Origin of the sequence: Shewanella goraebulensis (assembly GCF_030252245.1) — a bacterium.
GTDB classification, from domain to species: domain Bacteria; phylum Pseudomonadota; class Gammaproteobacteria; order Enterobacterales; family Shewanellaceae; genus Shewanella; species Shewanella goraebulensis.
Genome location: NZ_CP126972.1, coordinates 3,616,622 through 3,637,413, shown reverse-complemented (window position 1 = coordinate 3,637,413; position 20,792 = coordinate 3,616,622). Strand labels below are relative to the sequence as shown.

The 20,792-nt window shown below is 40.8% G+C and carries 15 protein-coding genes and 7 tRNA genes; 21 read left to right on the top strand and 1 reads right to left on the bottom strand.

Going from position 1 to position 20,792, the window contains the following annotated elements; genetic code table 11:
* Positions 1-330: 330 nt before the first annotated feature.
* From csrA to QPX86_RS15370, 15 genes are all read left to right on the top strand, one after another.
* Entirely contained in the window at positions 331-531 is a 201-nt protein-coding gene (gene csrA / locus QPX86_RS15440; protein ID WP_220752765.1) for a carbon storage regulator CsrA, read from the top strand.
* 505 nt (positions 532-1,036) lie between these two features.
* Positions 1,037-1,128 (top strand) — tRNA-Ser (locus QPX86_RS15435).
* A gap of 23 nt (positions 1,129-1,151) precedes the next feature.
* Positions 1,152-1,228 (top strand) — tRNA-Arg (locus tag QPX86_RS15430).
* A gap of 31 nt (positions 1,229-1,259) precedes the next feature.
* Positions 1,260-1,336 (top strand) — tRNA-Arg (locus QPX86_RS15425).
* A 34-nt stretch (positions 1,337-1,370) separates the two neighbouring features.
* Positions 1,371-1,447, top strand: a tRNA-Arg gene (locus QPX86_RS15420).
* Between the two features lie 22 nt (positions 1,448-1,469).
* Positions 1,470-1,546 (top strand) — tRNA-Arg (locus tag QPX86_RS15415).
* A gap of 6 nt (positions 1,547-1,552) precedes the next feature.
* Positions 1,553-1,644: transfer RNA gene (locus tag QPX86_RS15410), tRNA-Ser, on the top strand.
* A 69-nt stretch (positions 1,645-1,713) separates the two neighbouring features.
* Positions 1,714-1,790, top strand: a tRNA-Arg gene (locus QPX86_RS15405).
* A 756-nt stretch (positions 1,791-2,546) separates the two neighbouring features.
* Positions 2,547-2,789: an OadG family protein gene (locus tag QPX86_RS15400; RefSeq protein ID WP_220752763.1), complete on the top strand. Its 243-nt coding sequence runs from the start codon at positions 2,547-2,549 to the stop codon at positions 2,787-2,789.
* Positions 2,790-2,804: 15 nt separating this feature from the next.
* Complete coding sequence (gene oadA / locus QPX86_RS15395; RefSeq protein WP_285163142.1) at positions 2,805-4,601, top strand: sodium-extruding oxaloacetate decarboxylase subunit alpha; 1,797 nt, start codon at positions 2,805-2,807, stop codon at positions 4,599-4,601.
* 8 nt (positions 4,602-4,609) lie between these two features.
* A complete protein-coding gene (locus tag QPX86_RS15390) occupies positions 4,610-5,740 on the top strand; it encodes a sodium ion-translocating decarboxylase subunit beta (RefSeq protein WP_220752757.1) in 1,131 nt (376 codons plus the stop codon).
* Positions 5,741-6,460: 720 nt separating this feature from the next.
* Positions 6,461-7,768, top strand: a complete 1,308-nt coding sequence (locus tag QPX86_RS15385) for a CmpA/NrtA family ABC transporter substrate-binding protein (RefSeq protein ID WP_285165182.1) — start codon at positions 6,461-6,463, stop codon at positions 7,766-7,768.
* A gap of 103 nt (positions 7,769-7,871) precedes the next feature.
* Positions 7,872-8,828 (top strand): ABC transporter permease, encoded by a 957-nt coding sequence (locus tag QPX86_RS15380; protein ID WP_407696635.1) that lies wholly within the window; start codon positions 7,872-7,874, stop codon positions 8,826-8,828.
* A 51-nt stretch (positions 8,829-8,879) separates the two neighbouring features.
* The gene (locus QPX86_RS15375; RefSeq protein ID WP_285163141.1) at positions 8,880-9,722 is read left to right on the top strand and encodes an ABC transporter ATP-binding protein; all 843 of its coding nucleotides are present in this window, start codon (positions 8,880-8,882) and stop codon (positions 9,720-9,722) included.
* Between the two features lie 42 nt (positions 9,723-9,764).
* Positions 9,765-11,033, top strand: coding sequence for an alginate export family protein (locus QPX86_RS15370; RefSeq protein WP_285163140.1), 1,269 nt, complete (start codon positions 9,765-9,767; stop codon positions 11,031-11,033).
* 70 nt (positions 11,034-11,103) lie between these two features.
* Here QPX86_RS15370 and QPX86_RS15365 read toward each other — a convergent pair whose 3' ends face one another.
* The gene (locus QPX86_RS15365) at positions 11,104-12,351 is read right to left on the bottom strand and encodes a dicarboxylate/amino acid:cation symporter (RefSeq protein WP_220752749.1); all 1,248 of its coding nucleotides are present in this window, start codon (positions 12,349-12,351) and stop codon (positions 11,104-11,106) included.
* Between the two features lie 364 nt (positions 12,352-12,715).
* Between QPX86_RS15365 and QPX86_RS15360 the strand changes: the two genes are divergently transcribed.
* The 6 genes from QPX86_RS15360 (at position 12,716) to QPX86_RS15335 (ending at position 20,734) form a co-directional block, all read left to right on the top strand.
* Positions 12,716-13,138 carry a YqaA family protein gene (locus QPX86_RS15360; RefSeq protein WP_220752748.1) on the top strand — a complete coding sequence of 141 codons (423 nt, stop codon included), beginning with the start codon at positions 12,716-12,718 and terminating at the stop codon, positions 13,136-13,138.
* 173 nt (positions 13,139-13,311) lie between these two features.
* On the top strand, positions 13,312-16,143 hold the full coding sequence (locus QPX86_RS15355) for a M16 family metallopeptidase (protein WP_285163139.1): 2,832 nt from the start codon (positions 13,312-13,314) through the stop codon (positions 16,141-16,143).
* Positions 16,144-16,433: 290 nt separating this feature from the next.
* Complete coding sequence (gshA, locus tag QPX86_RS15350; protein WP_259651238.1) at positions 16,434-18,023, top strand: glutamate--cysteine ligase; 1,590 nt, start codon at positions 16,434-16,436, stop codon at positions 18,021-18,023.
* The gene (locus QPX86_RS15345) at positions 18,020-18,469 is read left to right on the top strand and encodes a hypothetical protein (RefSeq protein WP_220752745.1); all 450 of its coding nucleotides are present in this window, start codon (positions 18,020-18,022) and stop codon (positions 18,467-18,469) included. Before gshA ends, QPX86_RS15345 begins: the two co-directional genes overlap by 4 nt.
* A gap of 248 nt (positions 18,470-18,717) precedes the next feature.
* Positions 18,718-19,335, top strand: coding sequence for a transglycosylase SLT domain-containing protein (locus QPX86_RS15340; protein ID WP_220752744.1), 618 nt, complete (start codon positions 18,718-18,720; stop codon positions 19,333-19,335).
* A gap of 220 nt (positions 19,336-19,555) precedes the next feature.
* Positions 19,556-20,734: a methyl-accepting chemotaxis protein gene (locus tag QPX86_RS15335; protein WP_220752743.1), complete on the top strand. Its 1,179-nt coding sequence runs from the start codon at positions 19,556-19,558 to the stop codon at positions 20,732-20,734.
* Positions 20,735-20,792: the final 58 nt, after the last annotated feature.

Below are 20,792 nucleotides of genomic sequence, written 5' to 3'. Positions count from 1 at the left end.
AGACATCGTTTTTTATTAAAATCTGGTTCAAAGCACTGTAAATTAATTGAGTATAGTTTTTTATGCTTTTTTGTTTATGAAAGCATCAACTTGTTTTGAAGGTTCTGTTTTAGCTTTGTCTAAAGAATGGTCTGCAAATGTTAACAGCTTGATACAAGTAGACCTGTAAATTGCCAAATATCGTCGATTTTCGATTTTTTACGCTAAAAAGCTTAAAATTTTTATTGATTTAGTGTCGTCACTAATGATTTGTATTAAGCTAACACTATTAAAACGCGCATATTACGGATAGAAGCTGGTGTATGCTGATTGGACTAAAGGAGCAATCGAATGCTGATTTTGACTCGTCGTGTAGGCGAAACATTAATGATAGGTGATGAAGTTACTGTTACTGTGCTGGGTGTTAAAGGTAACCAAGTGCGTATCGGTGTGAATGCACCTAAAGAAGTATCAGTTCACCGTGAAGAAATTTACCAACGTATTCAGTCTGAAAAATCTGGAAACACTGCACCTGAGGGTGGCAATTTCTGATAAATCAGAATTGTGAAGCGTTATACTATTAAAGCCAGTGCAAGCTGGTTTTTTTGTACCTAAAATTTAATGCTTTATTTTAAACCTGCTTATTACTTTCATAGTGCAGTTTAGTTATCTAAATTCTTCAAGGTATCTTCTTCTGGAGACTTCCAATTCTTCTCTTTTAGTCTCAATATTCTCAACTTTAGGGCTTCACTCATTAATAATGATGCTAATTACGGCTGTTTTCTAAACTCATTGTATTGCTAGTCTTATTTGTAGTTTGTGTATAAATCAAATAATCGCTAGAAATGGATATAAAGATTTTAAACGAACCTTTTTCCTGCGAGCGTTAAAACTAGATTTAATTGTTTTGATCATAAAACACAAAAATCGGCACGGTGAATTGACAATATTTGTGGCTTAAGTCGGCAATATGATTAAAAACAGTTCAAATGAATATATGTTTCTGAAAAAGGGTTTGACTTATTTTCTTCAAACAGTAATATACCGCCCAAGAAACGGAGAGGTGGCCGAGTGGCCGAAGGCGCTCCCCTGCTAAGGGAGTATGGGCTTTAACTCCCATCGAGGGTTCGAATCCCTCCCTCTCCGCCATTTCTTAAAAAATAGTAAGCGATGCGGATGTAGCTCAGCTGGATAGAGTACCTGGCTACGAACCAGGCGGTCGGAGGTTCGAATCCTCCCATCCGCACCATTGCTATTTTTGTGTTTGAGTTATTTAATGAGCGGATGTAGCTCAGCTGGATAGAGTACCTGGCTACGAACCAGGCGGTCGGAGGTTCGAATCCTCCCATCCGCACCATTAAATTATTCAAAAGCTTTACCATTTTATATATGCGGATGTAGCTCAGCTGGATAGAGTACCTGGCTACGAACCAGGCGGTCGGAGGTTCGAATCCTCCCATCCGCACCATATAAAATTCATACCAAATTATGCGGATGTAGCTCAGCTGGATAGAGTACCTGGCTACGAACCAGGCGGTCGGAGGTTCGAATCCTCCCATCCGCACCATAATTCGGAGAGGTGGCCGAGTGGCCGAAGGCGCTCCCCTGCTAAGGGAGTATGGGCTTTAACTCCCATCGAGGGTTCGAATCCCTCCCTCTCCGCCATTATTTGCATATATTGAATATGCAACTAAGCTCAATTAGCACTGAGTATGAAGTGATAGTAAAAAATTTGCGGATGTAGCTCAGCTGGATAGAGTACCTGGCTACGAACCAGGCGGTCGGAGGTTCGAATCCTCCCATCCGCACCATGTTTAAGAAAATACCCTGTAGATCACTACAGGGTATTTTTTTACCTGAAATTCACGCCTTCCAGATCTTTTTATAATTCCCCTCAATGCTTATCTGTTACAAACACGTCTTATATATAAGTCGTTCCGACTGAATACGCTTTAGATTTCCTCTCTACTAAATTAAAGCCATAAAGAGAAAGTTAGTACCATTAGTCATAGTGGCCAGAATACTTCACTAGTTTGCATCCCATTCAAGCGTTCTTTTTCATATTTAGTCATCTTCGAGCGATAAAAATGACATATTTATGCTTTTTAGCATGGCTGCACAGGTTTGGGGCGATTGGTTGTTCTTATTCTTGATATCTCTTTTTATAGCTAACTCGTCATAATCTTGTCATTTTTTGAATAAAACCTACAAATTTGAATAATCCTCAGTGTAGTCGCAATATTTTTATTGAATTATCATATAGTGTGGTTGAATATTGTTATTTTTGGTCTGACCAATTTACAAGATGTTGGAAAAATTGTTATAGATTGGTTATATTTTTCGTCGGTGAAAATTTTAATATAACCAAACCTAATAGTTTAAACAGTTTTATATAATCTGAAATTGGTTAATATGGACTGAATAATTATTCTAAGTGGCGTTAACCCAATACTTGATGCTTAAAAATGGTGCATCGTTTATTGACCTAAAAGACTTCATCGGCTTTACGCAGTATAAATGGATCCTATGTGCAATCGCTGATTGAACATTAAGACAAGAGAGGATGTATGACTTCAATATCTGAGCAATTATTTAACGCCCTAGGCGTGATGATAATGGGGATGAGCTTAGTATTCATATTTTTAAGTATGCTAATTGTCGGCATTAAAATTGTCGCCAGATTATGCAAGTCAGAGAATCAACCTGCCGTTGCTCATGTGCCAGCACCTGTCGCAGCATCAGCAACACTTGATCCTAAGTTAATAGCGGCAATTACTTCTGCTATTCATCAGTATCGTGCAAAAGATTAAAGTTTAGGAGTTTTTATGAGCAAGCCTTTAGCGTTAACCGACGTAGTACTACGAGACGCCCATCAGTCTATTTTGGCAACCCGCCTTCGTTTAGACGATATGTTACCTATCGCTCCTTTACTGGATAAAGTTGGTTTTTGGTCTTTAGAGTCATGGGGTGGTGCAACGTTTGATTCTTGTATTCGTTATTTAGGTGAAGATCCTTGGGATCGTATTCGCGAACTTAAAAAAGTTATGCCAAATACACCACAGCAAATGTTATTGCGTGGTCAGAATTTATTAGGTTACCGCCACTACGCTGATGACGTAGTGACTCGCTTTGTTGAACGCGCCCACACAAACGGTGTTGACGTGTTCCGTGTGTTTGACGCCATGAACGATGTACGTAATCTCGAAACCGCTGTTAAAGCTGTTAAACAGGTTGGTGGTCATGCACAAGGCACGATTTCATTTACCACTAGCCCAGTTCACACGGTTGATACTTGGGTTTCAATGGCTAAAAATCTTGAAGACTTAGGTTGTGATTCGCTTTGTATTAAAGATATGGCTGGTTTACTTAAGCCAATGGAAGCCTACGACCTTATTAGCCGTTTAAAGTCGCAAACTGATTTAACTGTGTCTATGCATTGTCATGCGACAACTGGCTTGAGCACTGCAACTTACCAAAAAGCCATTGAGGCGGGTATTGATGTGCTTGATACGGCCATTTCATCTATGAGCCAAACCTATGGTCACTCAGCCACTGAGACATTGGTAGCGATGGCGGAAGATAATGGCCGCTCTACTGGTTATGACATGGCAACGCTCGAAGAGATAGCCGCTTACTTCAGAGAAGTACGTAAAAAGTATGCGCGCTTTGAAGGTGCACTAAAAGGCATTGATTCACGCATTCTCCGCGCTCAAGTTCCAGGTGGCATGTTAACCAACATGGAAAACCAACTGAAAGAGCAAGGAGCGGCAGACAAAATGGATGCTGTGCTTGAAGAAATTCCACGTGTCCGTGAAGATTTAGGCTTTTTACCCCTAGTGACCCCAACATCTCAAATTGTGGGTACCCAATCAGTTATCAATGTATTAATGGGCGAACGTTATAAAACTCTGGCCAAAGAAACTGAAGGCGTACTAAAAGGCGAATACGGCGCTACACCAGCTCCAGTTAATGCAGAGCTACAAGCTCGTGTATTAGATGGCGCAGAAGCTATTACATGCCGCCCAGCAGACCTTATTGAGCCAGAGTTAGATAAACTTCGTGCAGAGCTAACTGACATCGCTAAGAAAGACAACTTTGCCTTAGCTGCTGAATCTGATGACGATGTAATGACTTACGCATTGTTTAATCAAATTGGTCTACAGTTCTTATCAAATCGTGGTAATCCTGATGCATTTGAGCCTGTACCAAGTGCTGATGACATGGCCGTACCAGCTGCAAAAGCTGAGAAAGGTCCAGAGACTTACACCGTAAATGTACAAGGTCAAAACTTTGTAGTTGAAGTTAGTGAAGGCGGTGATATTAGTCAAATTGTTCCGACCGCAGCAGAATCTGCCGGTTCACAAGCTCCAGCGCCACTTGCGCCACACGCACCTGTAAGTAATGAAATCAAAACCACGATGAATGCGCCACTTTCAGGCAATATCTTCAAAGTCTTGGTTAAGGATGGCGATCAAGTTAATGAAGGTGATGTGATCATCATTTTAGAAGCGATGAAAATGGAAACCGAAGTTCGTGCTGCAACTACGGGTGTTATTCGTAATGTATCAGTTAAACAAGGTGATGCTGTGACAGTTGGCTCGCCACTGTTGGCATTAGCGTAGGAGATAGCATGGAAGGATTAATGGCCTTTTGGTCTGAGACGGGTATTGCTAACTTCGCACCTGATCAATTATTCATGATGGCGATAGGGGGGGGATTACTTTATCTCGCTATCGCTAAAGGATTCGAACCGTTACTTTTAGTGCCTATTGGTTTTGGTGCAATTCTAGCTAACATTCCTAATGCAGGTTTTACCGACGAAGGTGGCTTACTTTGGTACGCCTACTATGTGGGGATTGAAACTGGGATTTTCCCATTGTTGATTTTCATGGGCGTTGGCGCACTAACTGACTTTGGTGCACTGATTGCAAACCCTAAAACATTGTTACTGGGCGCTGCAGCGCAGTTTGGTATTTTTGCCACTTTACTTGGTGCAATTGCCCTTAACTTGGTACCTGGTTTTGAATTTAGCATGCAAGATGCTGCTGCTATTGCGATTATTGGTGGTGCTGACGGACCTACGGCAATCTTCTTAGCCTCTAAACTTGCCCCTGATTTATTGGGTGCGATTGCGGTTGCTGCCTATTCATATATGGCATTAGTACCGCTGATCCAGCCTCCGATTATGCGTCTTCTTACAAACGAGTCAGAGCGTAGCATCAAGATGGAACAGCTGCGTGAAGTCAGTAAGAAAGAGAAAATCATCTTCCCGTTGATGGTTGTTGGTATGACTATTTTGTTTTTACCAGCAGCCACACCGCTGGTAGGGATGTTTTGTTTAGGTAACTTAATGCGTGAGTCTGGCGTAGTTGATAGATTATCAAGTACTGCACAAAATGAGTTGATCAATATTGTGACTATCTTCTTAGGTTTGGCTGTAGGTTCTAAACTACAGGCTGAAGAGTTCTTACGTATTGAGACTTTAGGTATTCTGGTATTAGGTGCTGTTGCGTTTAGTATTGGTACGGCTGCTGGTGTGACGATGGCAAAAATTATGTCTAAGGTATCAGGCGGCAAGATTAACCCATTGATTGGTGCTGCAGGAGTCTCAGCAGTGCCTATGGCTGCACGAGTTGTAAATAAGGTTGGTTTAGAGTCCAATCAGCAAAACTTCCTGTTAATGCATGCCATGGGACCTAACGTTGCAGGTGTACTTGGTAGTGCGGTTGCTGCGGGGGTATTACTGGCAGTGTTAGGCTAGTTATATCGGCAGAGCCATTGTTAACATTGATTTAAGTTTTAAAGCCACTCATTGAGTGGCTTTTTTATTGGCCGATTTACCGCCCTGTATCTATTGGTCTTCTAACTCAATAGTGTTTTATTTCAACAGCGTTCGATTTCAAGGATTGGCGAATTACCACAACATCAAACACTTCAGCTTGAATCTGCTCTTAAACAAAGTTCTTAAATATAGTTCTTAAACAAAGCTCTTAAATTAAGTTTGGGGTAAAGCTCTTGAGACAATAATCCAACTTAGTTTTATTAAATACTTTGATTGCACCTCTTTAGGGTAGGCTGTTGTATTAAGACTACCCATTTAGGTGCGGTAGGATCGGGTTCGCACTAAATTGGTACTACTCTTTATAGGTACTACCTTGCTGTAAAATTATATTTCTATTTAAAACAAAGGCTTGTTAAGTTGGCACGGTTGCTGAATAGTAAAGTACAGCTATTAAATAAATTAATGTCTCTTGTTAGTCACGATTAATGTCGATTATTTAGCCGTATTTCGTGATTTATGAGAACAAAAACCAGATAACACATTTAAGCAAAGGCGCTTAATTATTCCTAAAGGAGTAATTGAGCGCCTTTTTTGTTTTGCCTATTTAAAACTTAACTTTTTAAATTTAACAAGGATATAAAGATGAATTGGAAAAAAGCACTTAAACATACCTTATTGACGGTATCGTTTGCCACGGTGATGCCTGTGATGGCAGAAGTCGGCTTTCCTGAAAAAGAAGAGTTAACTTTCGGTTTTATCAAGCTTACTGATATGGCGCCGATTGCGATTGCTTATGAAAATGGTTACTTCGAGGAAGAAGGTTTGTACGTCACCATCGAAGCTCAAGCAAATTGGAAAGTGTTATTAGATGGGGTCATTGATGGACGTTTAGATGGCGCACATATGTTAGCGGGTCAACCTATTGCAGCTACCATTGGTTATGGCACTAAAGCACATATCATCACGCCGTTTTCAATGGACTTAAATGGTAATGCGATTACTGTATCGAACGATATCTGGAAGAAAATGAAGCCAAATATTGCTAAAGATAGCGAAGGTAAACCAGTTCATCCGATTAAAGCTGATGCATTAAAGCCTGTCGTTGAGCAGTTCACTGAAGCAGGTAAGCCTTTTAAAATGGGCATGGTATTCCCAGTATCAACTCATAACTATGAACTACGTTATTGGTTAGCGGCTGGTGGTATTCACCCAGGTTATTATGCACCACATAAAGGCGATACCTCAGGGCAACTTGATGCTGAAGCTTTCTTATCTGTAACACCTCCACCGCAAATGCCTTCAACACTTGAAGCTGGCACTATTTACGGTTACTGCGTGGGTGAACCTTGGAACCAACAAGCAGTATTTAAAGGGATTGGAGTACCGGTTGTAACTGATTATGAAATTTGGAAAGATAATCCAGAGAAAGTGTTCGGCATTACAGCTGAGTTTGCTGAAAAATACCCTAACACCACAATACGTTTAACCCGTGCGCTAATTAAAGCCGCTAAATGGTTAGATGATAATGACAATGCTAACCGCCCTGCAGCCGTAAAAATCCTATCTCAATCTAACTATGTTGGCGCTGATTACGATGTAATCGCAAACAGCATGACAGGTACCTTTGAATACGAAAAAGGTGATAAACGAGCAGTACCTGATTTTAATGTTTTCTTTCGCTATAACGCCACTTACCCGTATTACTCAGATGCTATTTGGTATCTGACTCAAATGCGTCGTTGGGGTCAAATCTCTGATGACAAGCCTGATGCTTGGTACAAAGACATTGCTGCAAAAGTGTATCGTCCTGATATTTACGCCAAAGCCGCTCAATCATTGATTGATGATAAAACCATCGATGCTAAACACTTCCCTGACTTTGCGACAGAGACTGGTTTCAAAAAGCCACAACAGCACTTCATTGACGACATCGTTTATGACGGCAGTGCACCAAATGATTATTTAAGCAAGTTCGCTATTGGTTTAAAGCAAGGCGACAAACTATAAGCGTTTATTCGTAAGCAGCATGATTAACCATGTTGTTTACGATTAATGTTAAGTCGTTAAGGAAAACATTATGACAACCATTACACGGTTAACAGATCGATTAATGATAGATAAAAGTAAGGTGACTTCTTTTTTATCTTTAATGAGTCAAGCCAGCAAAGCGTTATTGCTGCCTGTTATTGGTATCACTGTCTTTTTAGTGATTTGGTCAATTGCAGCAAACAGTATTAATACTTCGCTAGGTAAATTCCCCGGACCTGTTGCCGTGGCGGGGCAGTTTGGCGCTTTATATCAAGAGCACAATGCAGAAAGAGTAAAAGCGGAAGCTTTTTATGACCGTCAAGAAGTTCGCAATGCTGCAAGGTTAGAGGCTGACCCTACCTACAAGGTTAAAGTGCGGGCTTATACAGGTAAAGAAACCTTTTTAGACCAGATCTTTACCAGTTTAATCACAGTGATGTCAGGTTTTATCTTAGCTGCGGCGATTGCCATACCAATGGGAATTTGGATGGGGTTAAGTCCAACGTTAAATGCTGCGCTTAATCCTATTGTGCAGATTTTTAAGCCCGTTTCACCCCTAGCTTGGTTACCTCTGGTCACTATGGTGGTAAGTGCGCTTTATATGTCACCAGATCCTATGGTGTCAAAGTCGTTTATTAATTCTTTACTGACCGTCACCTTATGTAGCTTGTGGCCAATGATGATTAACACCTCGCTTGGGGTCGCCAATATTGATTCAGATTTGGTCAACGTTAGTCGCGTATTGCGTTTATCGCCGTTAACTCATGTGCAAAAAATCGTCTTACCTGCATCAATTCCACTGATATTTACTGGCATGCGTTTATCGCTTGGTGTGGCTTGGATGGTACTGATTGCCGCAGAAATGCTCGCCCAAAACCCAGGTTTAGGTAAGTTTGTTTGGGATGAATTCCAAAACGGTAGTTCTGAATCATTAGCACGCATTATGGCTGCTGTGGTGGTTATTGGTTTGATTGGTTTTTTACTCGACCGAGGCGTATTAGCTCTACAACGCTGGATCTCGTGGGATAAAAGCAAATAGCCTTTGAAAGTCGTGGTTCAAATAAAGTAGTCATTGAAAGAGGACAGTCTAATGAGCACCTTTTTAGATATAAGTAACATTGATATGGATTTTCCCACTCCAAGTGGGCCATTTAAAGCGCTTAAGGAAGTGAATCTTAAAATCAATAAAGGTGAGTTTGTCTCACTAATTGGTCACTCCGGTTGTGGTAAATCAACCGTATTGAATATTGTCGCGGGTTTATATCAAGCGACCAAAGGCGGGGTGATTTTAAATAGTACTGAAGTCACCGAGCCAGGCCCTGAACGAGCGGTGGTATTTCAAAACCATTCGTTGCTGCCATGGTTAACTGCTTATCAAAATGTGGAGTTAGCGGTTAAGCAGGTGTTTCAGAAAAAAATGAACAAAGCTGAAATGAAGCAATGGATTGAGCATAACCTTAAGTTAGTGCACATGGATCATGCGATGCATAAACGTCCTAGTGAAATTTCTGGCGGCATGAAGCAGCGTGTAGGTATTGCACGTGCATTAGCGATGCAGCCTGATGTGTTATTGATGGATGAACCATTTGGTGCTCTCGATGCGTTAACACGAGCCCATATGCAGGACTCCTTGATGGAGATCCAGAATGAGTTGAACAACACCGTCATTATGATCACCCATGATGTTGATGAAGCGGTGTTGTTGTCAGACAAAATTGTGATGATGACAAATGGCCCAGCAGCAACAGTCGGTGAGATTTTAGAGGTTAACTTGCCACGTCCAAGAGCACGGTTAGCATTGGCTGAGGACAATGAATATAACCGTCTAAGAGCTGAGGTATTGAAGTTCTTGTATGAGAAACAACGTAAAGTTGAGAATATTAATATTAGTAAATCATCAATTAGCAGTAGTGAAACTGCCAAAGTAAGCTAAGATTTTTGTGATGGACTTGTTTTAAAAACAAAGGGAAATATGATGAAGAAGACTCAACTTGCAGCCTTTATTAAGGAAATGTGTTTTACAAACAAGTGGGCTAAACCAGCATTAAGTGTGCTGGTACCAGTATCGATAGCACTGGTAACAACCACAAACGTACATGCTGCTGAAGCGAATAGTATTGCTGAAGCGGTAACCGAAGGTAAAGTTAACTTAGACATGAACCTTCGTTACGAAATGGTAGAGCAAGACAATGCGCTTAAGGACGCAGATGCATTTACATTACGAACTCGACTGACTTACGCCACAGCTGATTACTATGGCTTTTCATCACTAGTTGAATTTGAAGATTCACGTGTTGTTGCAGGCGTTGATGATTACAACGATACCTTAGGTAAAAACCCTGATTACTCTGTAATTGCGGATCCTGAAACCACTGAGCTTGACCAATTATTCCTTAAATACAATTTTAAGGGCTTTAGTGTTAAGGGCGGTCGTCAAGTGATTACCTTTGATAACCAGCGCTTCGTTGGTCATGTGGGTTGGCGTCAAGACAGACAAACCTTTGATGGCGTCATGCTTGAGTATCAGTTCAATGATGTTTTCAAAATTGATTACGGCTACATCACTCAACGTAATCGTATCTTTGCTGAAGAAAAAGATGTCGATTCAAAAGATAACTTGATTAATGCTTCACTTAAAACAGGTTTCGGTACCTTAAGTGGTTACGGTTATTTACTTGAAGTAGATAATGACATTGAAAACGGCTTGGACACATATGGTCTTCGTTTTGCTGGTAGTACTGATATAGCCGATATTAAGGTTTTGTACTCCGCAGAATATGCAACTCAGGACTCAGATAACGCTGATCAGTCTTATTCCGCTGATTACATGAGCCTTGAGGGGGGAATAGGGCTGTCAGCAGTTACCTTTAAAGTGGGATATGAATTGCTGGGTTCAGATGATGGCGACTATGGTTTCTCGACCCCGCTGGCTACATTACATGGTTTTAATGGTTGGACGGATCAGTTTTTAACCACGCCGAGTCAAGGTTTAGCTGATTTGTATGCCTCTATTGGCGGTAAAGTGTTAGGTGGTAAGTGGGCTGTGGCATATCATGAATTTGATGCTGATGAATCGAGCGAAAATGTTGATGATTTAGGTTCAGAGGTTAATGCTGTATTTAGTGTACCTGTGTATGACCACTACACATTAGGTGTTAAGTATGCGTCATACTCTGCTGGCGATGTTGCTGCGGGTAAAGTGGATACGGATAAAGTGTGGTTATGGGCCAATGCTAAGTTTTAGTTCTAGCTAATAAAAATGGCAGATGATTTCATCTGCCATTTTTAGTTAAATCTTAACTGCGCTTTATCGGTTAAGCGGCTTGCTCGATCACTTTATCATTTGAATTGAATTGCGCTTCATCAAACTGACCTTCGCTTTTACCAATTACAACTGCAGTCATCATATCACCCGTCACATTGGTTGCTGTGCGGATCATGTCAATCACGCGGTCAATAGCGGCAATGAAAGCAATACCTTCTAGTGGTAAGCCTACAACGCCTAATGTCACAGTTAACATCACCATTGCACTACCAGGAACGCCTGCTGTACCAACAGATGCCACCGTTGCAGTCACTGCAATTAACATGTAATCAGTCATATCTAACGGGATACCGTAGATTTGGGCAATAAAGATAGCGGCAATCGCTGGGTAAATACCACCACAACCGTCCATATTCATGGTTGCGCCGAGTGGCAAAACAAATGCGCTATAACGTTTCGATACGCCCATTGATTCAGTACATTTGCTGCTCGCTGGTAATGTGCCAAAGCTTGAAGCGGTACTGAAAGCCACTAACTGAGCTGGCATCGCTTTACGGAAAAACTGCACAGGACTTAATTTCGCCACAAACTTTATTAATCCGCCATAAACAAAAATAATATGGATTAAGGCTGCAACGTAAATCGCTAAAATGAACTTACCTAGTGGCAATAACGTCGATAAACCATATTCACCTACAACCCATGCCATTAAACCAAACACACCGATTGGAGTGAGCTTTAATACCATGCGCGTTAATTCGAACATCACTTCAGCGCCGGCGCTAATGGTGTTTTTTAACGGTGCTGCTTTTTCACCAACAGCGTTAATTGCAATACCCACTAAAGCTGCAAATACGATGATCTGTAATACTTTGCCTTCAGCTAATGACGCAAATGGGTTTTCTGGGATCATGTTAAGTAGTACTTGGGCAAAGCCTGGGATATCACGGTCACGGACTTCAGATGTGGCCAGTTCGATACTGCCGCCCATATCAAATGAGCTACCAATAGCAAGACCAATAAATGATGCTGCTGTGCCTGTTAGCATAAACAGCCCCAAGGTTTTTAAGCTGAGTCGTTTGAGGTTAGCTTGGGTACCTAAAGAAGTGATACTGACAACGATGGCACAAAATACCAAAGGCGCAACCAGCATTTTAATGGCACTAATGAACAAGTCGCCAAGAGGCTTAAGCATTACGGCACTATCGCCAAGGGCGATACCCGCTAATATACCGAGCCCAAAACCTGCCAGCACTTTTTGCCAAAAAGGAATACGTTTCAAGGTTTGAAAAATCATTTCAATTCCAACTATTTATTATACTTGCTCTTTAAAGTAAGCAAGGGGATTATTATTTCAATAACCTAACACAATCACACATAAAGGCCATTGATAGTCATTGTTGATTTGTTTGTAAGAAAGTAGCAATACGCCGATAAGCAACATGATGTTCAGCTTATTTTAATATTGCTTAACTACAGTCTTTAGCTGAACAATTTTCGAATTGTATTGAGTGTTCCAAGGTGGAACAAACCGTTTTTGATATAACTTATATCATTTACATAATATGTTAAATGCACTTTAAAATTCAACAACTTGCTAACTTTGTCGAGTTACTTGTTTAAAGTATTTAAAACTCTATAGATATCATTGGGTAAAGTGAATGACTGCGTTATGGTTAATGTTTAGTGGGGCTTTTTTAGCGGCAACTTTGTTACCTGGAGGTTCAGAAGTTTTACTTGTGGCCTTATTAACAGATGCCCCCGAAACTTGGTTGTCTTTGTTAGTGGTGGCCAGCGTAGGTAACTCGTTAGGGGCTGTTACGAGTTACTATTTAGGCTATTTGGGCCGCTTTGCTAAGACACCTGACGACTTTGCCTCTAAAAAATACCAACATGGATTAAAATTAATCGAAAAATATGGTTACTGGGCATTATTACTTTCTTGGCTGCCATTAATAGGTGATATTTTGTGTTTAATTGCAGGTTGGTTAAAACTACCCATAGTGCCATCAACCATTATGATTCTGATTGGTAAAACAATTCGATACTCTTTAATAGTAGCGGCCTTTATATGGGCGTGGTAAAAATGAAATCATGATATTGAAAGGTGTCGTCAATAATAAAAAACGCAATGTTTAATGAGGTTTTTTTTCAGCGGTTGAATCAATGGGGAATTTTAAATTGAACCCCTATTCAGGCTGTGTTGTCAGACATCAATCTAACAAACCTCATTGAGCTTTTATTCAAGGAGAATAAAGTGAAAAAATGGATCTTGGCAGCGGCAGTTTCTATCGCTATTAGTGGTTGTGCCCATGAAGTGACAACGACATCAGCATTACCTGAAGGCATCACATTACTTGAAACCGTTCAAGTATCAGATGCGATAGGCATCCCTTATAAAAAATACCAACTTGAGAATGGCCTAACGGTCATTTTGCATCAAGATAGCTCCGATCCATTAGTGCATGTCGATGTCACCTACCATGTGGGATCAGCCCGTGAAGTTGCTGGCCGCAGTGGTTTTGCTCATTTATTCGAACACATGATGTTCCAAGGCTCACAAAATGTCGGCGACGAACAGCATTTCAAAGTCATCACCGAAGCGGGTGGCACGCTCAATGGCACCACTAATACCGATCGTACGAACTACTTTGAAACCGTACCCAGCAACCAGTTAGAAAAAATGTTGTGGTTAGAGTCAGATCGAATGGGCTTTTTGCTTCCTGCTCTGACGAGCGAAAAATTCGAAGTCCAACGTGAAACGGTTAAAAATGAACGAGCACAACGAATTGATAATCAACCTTATGGCCGCTTAAATGAGCGTTTTAATCAGGCTATGTTCCCAGCAGGGCACCCATATTCTTGGCCTGTAATTGGTTGGCCTGAAGATTTAGAACGTGCAACCGTTGATGATGTTAGAAACTTCTTTAAGCGTTGGTATGGTCCTAATAATGCGACGTTGACCATAGGTGGCGACTTTGATGAAGTACAAACCCTTGCGATGGTGAATAAGTATTTTGGTGAGTTAGCGCGCGGGCCTGAAGTGAAAGCTGATCCTAAAACGCCAGTAGTTTTAGATAAATCTCGTTATATCTCTATGGAAGATAAAGTGCATTTACCGCTTATCTATATGGGATTTCCAACAGTGTATGCACGTCACGAAGATGAAGCAGCGTTAGACTTGTTGGCCAACATTTTAGGTGGTGGCAAAACCTCACTGTTTTATAAAAACTTAGTCAAAGATGGCTTTGCTGTACAAGCGTCTGTTGGGCATCCGTGCCAAGAGTTGTCGTGCCGGTTAACTTTATATGCGTTAGCAAACCCAGCTAGCGGGGCAAACCTTGCCGATCTTGAGCAAAAAATGAATGATTCAATTGCTGAGTTTGAGCTGCGTGGGGTGACTGATGATGATTTACAAAAAGTAAAAGTACAATTTGAATCTGATACTATTTACGGTATGCAAAGCGTTAAGGGTAAGGTGTCGACACTGGCTTACAACCAAACCTTCTTTGATGACCCGAACATGATTGCACGTGACCTTGAGCGTTATGCTAATGTCACCAAAGAAGATGTAATGCGTGTATTTAACACTTACATCAAAAACAAGCCTATGGTGGTGATGAGCGTTGTACCAGAAGGTGCCCAGCAATTAATTGCCAAGCCAGATAACTTCACCCCGACCATGTTACCTATTGCTGAAGCGGCTGTAACAGGTACTGAAAATGTTCGTCAAATCACCTCAAGTTTTGATCGCAGTGTGATGCCTAAAGTCGGTGAAGCGCCAGTACTTAAAGTACCAGAATTGTGGACTGCAAAATTAGATAACGGCATTGAGGTCATGGGCACTGAAAGTGATGAAACGCCTACCGTTGCGTTATTAATTTATCTTGAAGGCGGTAACCGATTACCTGAAATGGATAAAGCTGGCTTAGCGTCAATTACTGCGTCAATGTTAAATGAATCAAGTGAAAAACGTTCCACTGAAGAATTAGCGGGAGCACTTGAAATGCTAGGCAGTAGTATCTCATTTGGTGCTTCAGCGACCCAAAGCTTTATTCAAGTATCTAGCTTAACGGAAAACCTAACCCCTACTTTAGCTATTTTACAAGAAAAGCTATTTACCCCAGGGTTTGTTGAGGCTGACTTTGAGCGTTTAAAGCAGCAAGAAATTCAGGGCTTACAGCATCAAGAGTCAGATCCTAACTATTTAGCCAGCCGCGGTTTTTCAAGCTTACTTTATGGTGATGACAGCCATTTAAGCGCTAATGCAGGCGGGACACTTGAAACTGTATCTGCGCTAACACTTGATGACGTTAAACAGTTTTATCAGCAGCAATATAAAGCAGGTAATGCGCAAATGGTCGTGGTGTCAGATTTGAACCAAAAAGAGATTATGCCGTCGTTATCTGTTTTTGAACAATGGCAAGGAAAAGCCAATGATTCAATGACGTTACCTGCACTGCCTGAACTTGCTGGTGGCACCATTTATATCATTGATAAACCTGATGCGGCTCAGTCTGTGATAAAAATTGGTAAACGTGCTCTGCCATATGATGCAACTGGTGAATATTTCAAATCGTTCTTAATGAATTACCCATTGGGCGGTGCGTTTAACAGTCGCATAAATCTGAACCTTCGTGAAGATAAAGGCTACACCTATGGCGCACGTACAGGGTTTAATGGTAATGATTTAACCGGGCGTTTTGAAGCATCTGCAAGTGTTAGAAGTGATGTTACTGCTGAGTCAGTTACTGAGTTTGTCAATGAAATAGAGCACTTTCAGAAAGAAGGCATGACGGAAAAAGAGTTGGCCTTTATGCGCAGTTCTATTTCTCAAGGTAAGGCGCTAGATTATGAAACGCCTTATCAAAAAGCTGGCTTTATGCGTATTATCCAACGCTACCAATTGGCCGATGATTTTACCGATCAGCAAGCTGAGATAGTGGAAAATATAACTGCGGCTGAGTTAAATAAGTTAGCGGCAGAACAGCTTAAATTATCTGAAATGATCATGGTAATTGTGGGTGATAAAAAAGCGATTTATCCAAAACTAGAAGCATTAGGTTATCCTATTAAAGAGATTAAATAAGCTTAGCTATTGCATTTGAAACTATCGACCCTATATAGGCTTTATAGGGTCTGATACAATAAAGACATATGAATAACGGTGACAATATCAATGTTACCGTTTTTTCTTTATTTGACGTATGTTAAATGACCTTTATTCAGAGATATTTGTTAAGTGATGAAACGTAAATTTGCTCATTAATTGTATTTATTTATGCAATCTGAGAAATAATGTCGTTTAATATCGGGTCTAGCAGTTTGAATGTCGCGAATGAGTGCGACGAATACGAGCAACAATAAGAGAACAGCAAATTGAATTCATTCAATGAAATAATCAATCTTCTTTCTAACGGCGAAGGCCGTGATTCTTTACTTGGTATGCAACGCGGCATTGAGCGTGAAGCATTACGTATCGATGATTCTGGTCAATTAGCAAAAGATGGTCATCCAGAAAAGCTAGGCTCTGCATTAACTCATTCTCGTATTACCACTGATTACAGTGAGTCATTGCTTGAGTTCATAACCCCTGTAAATACTAATATTGATACCTTATTAGAAGGCCTGACTAAAACTCACGCCTACAGTGTAAAAAACATGAACGGTCAGTCGCTATGGCCTGTCAGTATGCCGTGTTATGTCGGCGATGAAAAAGATATCCCAATTGCGCGTTATGGCAGCTCAAATAACGGCAAGATGAAAACCCTATATCGTAAAGGCTTAACCCATCGATACGGTCCACTAATGCAAATCATTGCAGGTGTGCACTTTAATTTTTCGGTTTCAGAACAATTATGGGATACCTTGTATGAGAACAGCGATAAAAGCTTATCTCGACAAGATTTTATTTCAGAATCTTACTTTGGCATGATCCGTAATTATCGACGCCTTGTATGGGTGTTGCCGTATTTCTTTGGCTCATCTCCTGCGTTATGTAGCTCGTTTGTGAAAGGCCAAGATGTCGGTTTTGACTTTAAGAAAACTGGTAAAGGTACCTTATACCTTCCATATGCAACATCACTTCGTATGAGTGATTTAGGTTATACCAACAAAGAGCAAGAACAACTTAATATCAGTTACAATTCATTACCTGAATACTTAACTGGTGTGGGGGAAGCTATTAGAATGCCTTCAGCAAGTTTTGCTGAAATTGGTGTAAAAGTTGACGGCGAATATCGTCAGCTTAATAGCAATGTGCTGCAAATTGAAAATGAGTTTTACTCGCCTATCCGTGCTAAACGAGTAGCTAAATCAGGTGAAAAACCATCTGAGGCGCTAGCAAGAGCTGGGGTTGAATATATCGAAGTGCGTGCATTAGATGTTAATCCATATAGCCCTATCGGCATTGATGCGAGTCAGGTTAAGTTCCTCGATTTATTTTTGCTGTACTGCTTACTCTTATCGTCTGAAAAAACGGATGATTTAGCTGAGGCTGAAATAGCAACTAATCTTAAAGCGGTTGTTGCCGAAGGTCGTAAGCCTGGTCTTGAGCTTAGCCGTAATGGGGAAAAAGTAGCATTAAGTGAATGGCTTAATGATATTTTCGAACCAATGAGCCGTATTGCAAAACTGCTTGATGGTGAGGGTAGCCAATATCAAGATGCACTGACGCAATGGCATGAAGCAATTAGTGATCCAAGTAAAACGTTATCGGGTCGCGTGCTTGAAGATGTAGTTAATCAAGGTATTGATCATGGTGTGTGGGTGAAGCAGTTATCTCAGCAATACCACCAATACCTAGCAAATTATCCTCTTTCAGAAACTGCGACGGCTAGTTATGAAGCCGAAGCCAAGCTATCACTACAGCAACAGCAAGATGTTGAAGCGCAAGTTACCGTTAGTTTTGACGAGTTTCTAGCGGATTATTTTGCTGATTTAGCTGAACCTGCTGCCGTAAACCAATGAACAAAGCTGCGTTTTTAACAGTAAAGATTGCACTAACTTTAACAACCGTTGTGCTGCTGCAAAGCTGCGCAACATCAAACGAAGATGAGTTTACCTGTGGCTCGGTAGCGAGTTATATTACGCCGCCGACAGCAGACAGCTTATATCGTGTTGTTGTCACCCACCTTGATGGCAAACCAGTGATTTCTCGCCCTTATTACAAATTAGCTGCTGGTAGTCATGAGTTTACTGTTGCAGAATTAATTGAGTCAGCTGATCTCAAGGTTAAACTAGCCGCAAGGCAAACTAAAACTATCACGGTGGAAGTTGAACGTGAACAGCGTTACCATTTAGCTGCAGAGTTTAAACAAGATAAAGTTTACAGCGGTCTAAATACTGACTACTGGCTGCCTGTTGTATGGAAACAAGAGTTTCATGAGTGCGCCTTTGCTAACCCAATGGAGTAACTTTTTGTAAGCTTTTCTTTTCTAACCTTCAAATGCATTATTCATCTGTTGATGTTTACCTCATATATTTATTACTCTTTTTACAAAATAGTGTCATTTTCCCCCTTAGATGAGTCGCCTTATTAATCAATAAGCGCAAAAGCTAATTTTATGCCAATCTCGATTGCATCTACATTCTATAGATGTGAAAATCGATCCAATATATTGAATATGCATTCAATTGATTTAATTTGTTTATAAGGGTTTTTATGAAGTGGTTTTTCCGTGCTTTTAGCACCGTTATTCTTCTACAACTTGCAGGTTGTGCAACGCCACCACCCAAAGAACCTGATAACTTATGTTCTATATTCCAAGAGAACCGTTCTTGGTACAAAGCTGCGGTAAATACCCGTGATAAATGGGGGGTGCCAGTGCATGTCCCATTAGCTATGATGTATCAAGAAAGCTCCTTTAAACATAATGCTGCACCGCCAATGGAGTACTTTTTAGGATTTATTCCTACAGGGCGCGCAAGTGATGCTTATGGATATGCGCAAGCCAAAACCATGACATGGGACGACTACGTGCGTGAAACGGGGAACTCTTGGTCGAGCCGAAGTAACTTTGACGATGCGATGGACTTTATGGGCTGGTTCATTTATAAAACCCATAAAATTAATGGCGTTTCAAAATGGGATGCTAAAAATCAATATTTGAATTATCACGAAGGTTGGGGCGGGTATAAACGCGGCTCCTATAAAGCTAAAGCTTGGTTAGTTCCTGTGGCAAACCGCGTAGATGCGCGTTCTAAAACCTATGCAGCTCAGTACCGAACCTGTAAAGAGGATTTAGATTCATCATGGCTATGGCGCTTATTCTTCGGGTAAGTTAACCTTTTAAATCAGCCCCGTCATATCGGGGCTTTTTTATGTGATAATTTCAACTTAAACCCACAATAAATCTAAACTTTCCTCAGCTGCTTCCGATAACAAATGTAGCTATTGTGTTAATTATGCTTTCGCTTGGTAATTGACCAAAGAATTTGTATGTCTCTCAAATAATAAGAACGATTATGTTCATATAATAAAATTATTCTCGGAACTCTATATGCAAAATTATAATGATAATAAATTGCAGACGAAGTTACTTTTACCGTTGCTTTCGTTAGTGCTGCTGGCTGTTGTTGTAACCCTATTTTTGCCAGAACCAATATCAAAGACTCAAATCGTATGTATGCTCATCAGCTTAGGTGTGGCTCAACTCATCGTCGGTGTGTATCTGTTTAAGCAACAGATACAGCAAAGATTGAATAAATTAGGCGATTATTTAAGTCTAGTGATAAGCACTGAAACTGCGCCAGATAAGCCATTAAAAGACAGCAATGATGATCAAATTGCGGCTATTACTAATAACCTCAGTGATTTTATTGAGGATTTAAAATCTGTTATCGATAATATTCGCACTGACGCAAATAATGTGCGAACTGGCTCTTATGAGCTCGCATCACAAATGGAGGCAGCAGAATCTTCAGTGAATAAAAGTACAGATGAGAATGAACACATTACGACATCTCTGTCTGAAATTGTGCACACTGCTGATGAGCTTTCTAACAATGCCGATGAGTTAAAGTCGACTTCTGTTCAGGTTAAAGAGCGACTAGAACAAGGGACTGTTGATGCCCAAAATAACCAAAGTTCAATGACGACTTTTGCTGATGGTATTGAGAGTATGGTGTCTGATTTAGACTTGCTGAATATCGACAGTCAGAAAATCGGTAATGTTCTTGAAGTGATTAAAAGTATTGCAGAGCAAACAAACTTGTTAGCGCTGAATGCAGCTATTGAAGCCGCTCGAGCTGGTGAACAAGGTCGAGGTTTTGCGGTAGTTGCAGATGAAGTGCGTGCGCTTGCCCACCGCACTCAAGAGTCTACGGTAGAAATCCAATCAATCGTATTAGAATTACAAGCTAAAGCAGGTAATGCGGTGAGTGCGATTGGTGAAAGCCAGCGTGTTACCCAAGAAAGCTTGCAGCAATGTCAGCGAGTGAATCAAGCATTTACAGATATCGGCATCGCATTCCAACAGCTTGATAGTGTCGCAGGTAACATGACCTATAGTATTCAAGGTCAGCAAACATCAACTGGCAGTATCAATAATCGTGCAATAGAAATCTCACGCTTAAGCCATGAGGTTCAACTTAATCTAAAAGCGATTTCTGATAGAGCGCAGCAGCAAAAAGCCAGCTCTGAAAATCTTGAGCAAGTGCTGACAAGGGTATGTATCTAGGAGTGCTTCTTGTTACTTAGGCGTTTGTGTGAAGGATTGTTGTATTTAACATGATCAA

Coding starts and splice junctions, on each gene's coding strand:
- csrA (WP_220752765.1), top strand. CDS start 331: ATGCTGATTTTGACTCGTCGTGTAGGCGAAACATTAATGATAGGTGAT.
- QPX86_RS15400 (WP_220752763.1), top strand. CDS start 2,547: ATGACTTCAATATCTGAGCAATTATTTAACGCCCTAGGCGTGATGATA.
- oadA (WP_285163142.1), top strand. CDS start 2,805: ATGAGCAAGCCTTTAGCGTTAACCGACGTAGTACTACGAGACGCCCAT.
- QPX86_RS15390 (WP_220752757.1), top strand. CDS start 4,610: ATGGAAGGATTAATGGCCTTTTGGTCTGAGACGGGTATTGCTAACTTC.
- QPX86_RS15385 (WP_285165182.1), top strand. CDS start 6,461: ATGCCTGTGATGGCAGAAGTCGGCTTTCCTGAAAAAGAAGAGTTAACT.
- QPX86_RS15380 (WP_407696635.1), top strand. CDS start 7,872: ATGATAGATAAAAGTAAGGTGACTTCTTTTTTATCTTTAATGAGTCAA.
- QPX86_RS15375 (WP_285163141.1), top strand. CDS start 8,880: ATGAGCACCTTTTTAGATATAAGTAACATTGATATGGATTTTCCCACT.
- QPX86_RS15370 (WP_285163140.1), top strand. CDS start 9,765: ATGAAGAAGACTCAACTTGCAGCCTTTATTAAGGAAATGTGTTTTACA.
- QPX86_RS15365 (WP_220752749.1), bottom strand. CDS start 12,351: ATGATTTTTCAAACCTTGAAACGTATTCCTTTTTGGCAAAAAGTGCTG.
- QPX86_RS15360 (WP_220752748.1), top strand. CDS start 12,716: ATGACTGCGTTATGGTTAATGTTTAGTGGGGCTTTTTTAGCGGCAACT.
- QPX86_RS15345 (WP_220752745.1), top strand. CDS start 18,020: ATGAACAAAGCTGCGTTTTTAACAGTAAAGATTGCACTAACTTTAACA.
- QPX86_RS15340 (WP_220752744.1), top strand. CDS start 18,718: ATGAAGTGGTTTTTCCGTGCTTTTAGCACCGTTATTCTTCTACAACTT.
- QPX86_RS15335 (WP_220752743.1), top strand. CDS start 19,556: ATGCAAAATTATAATGATAATAAATTGCAGACGAAGTTACTTTTACCG.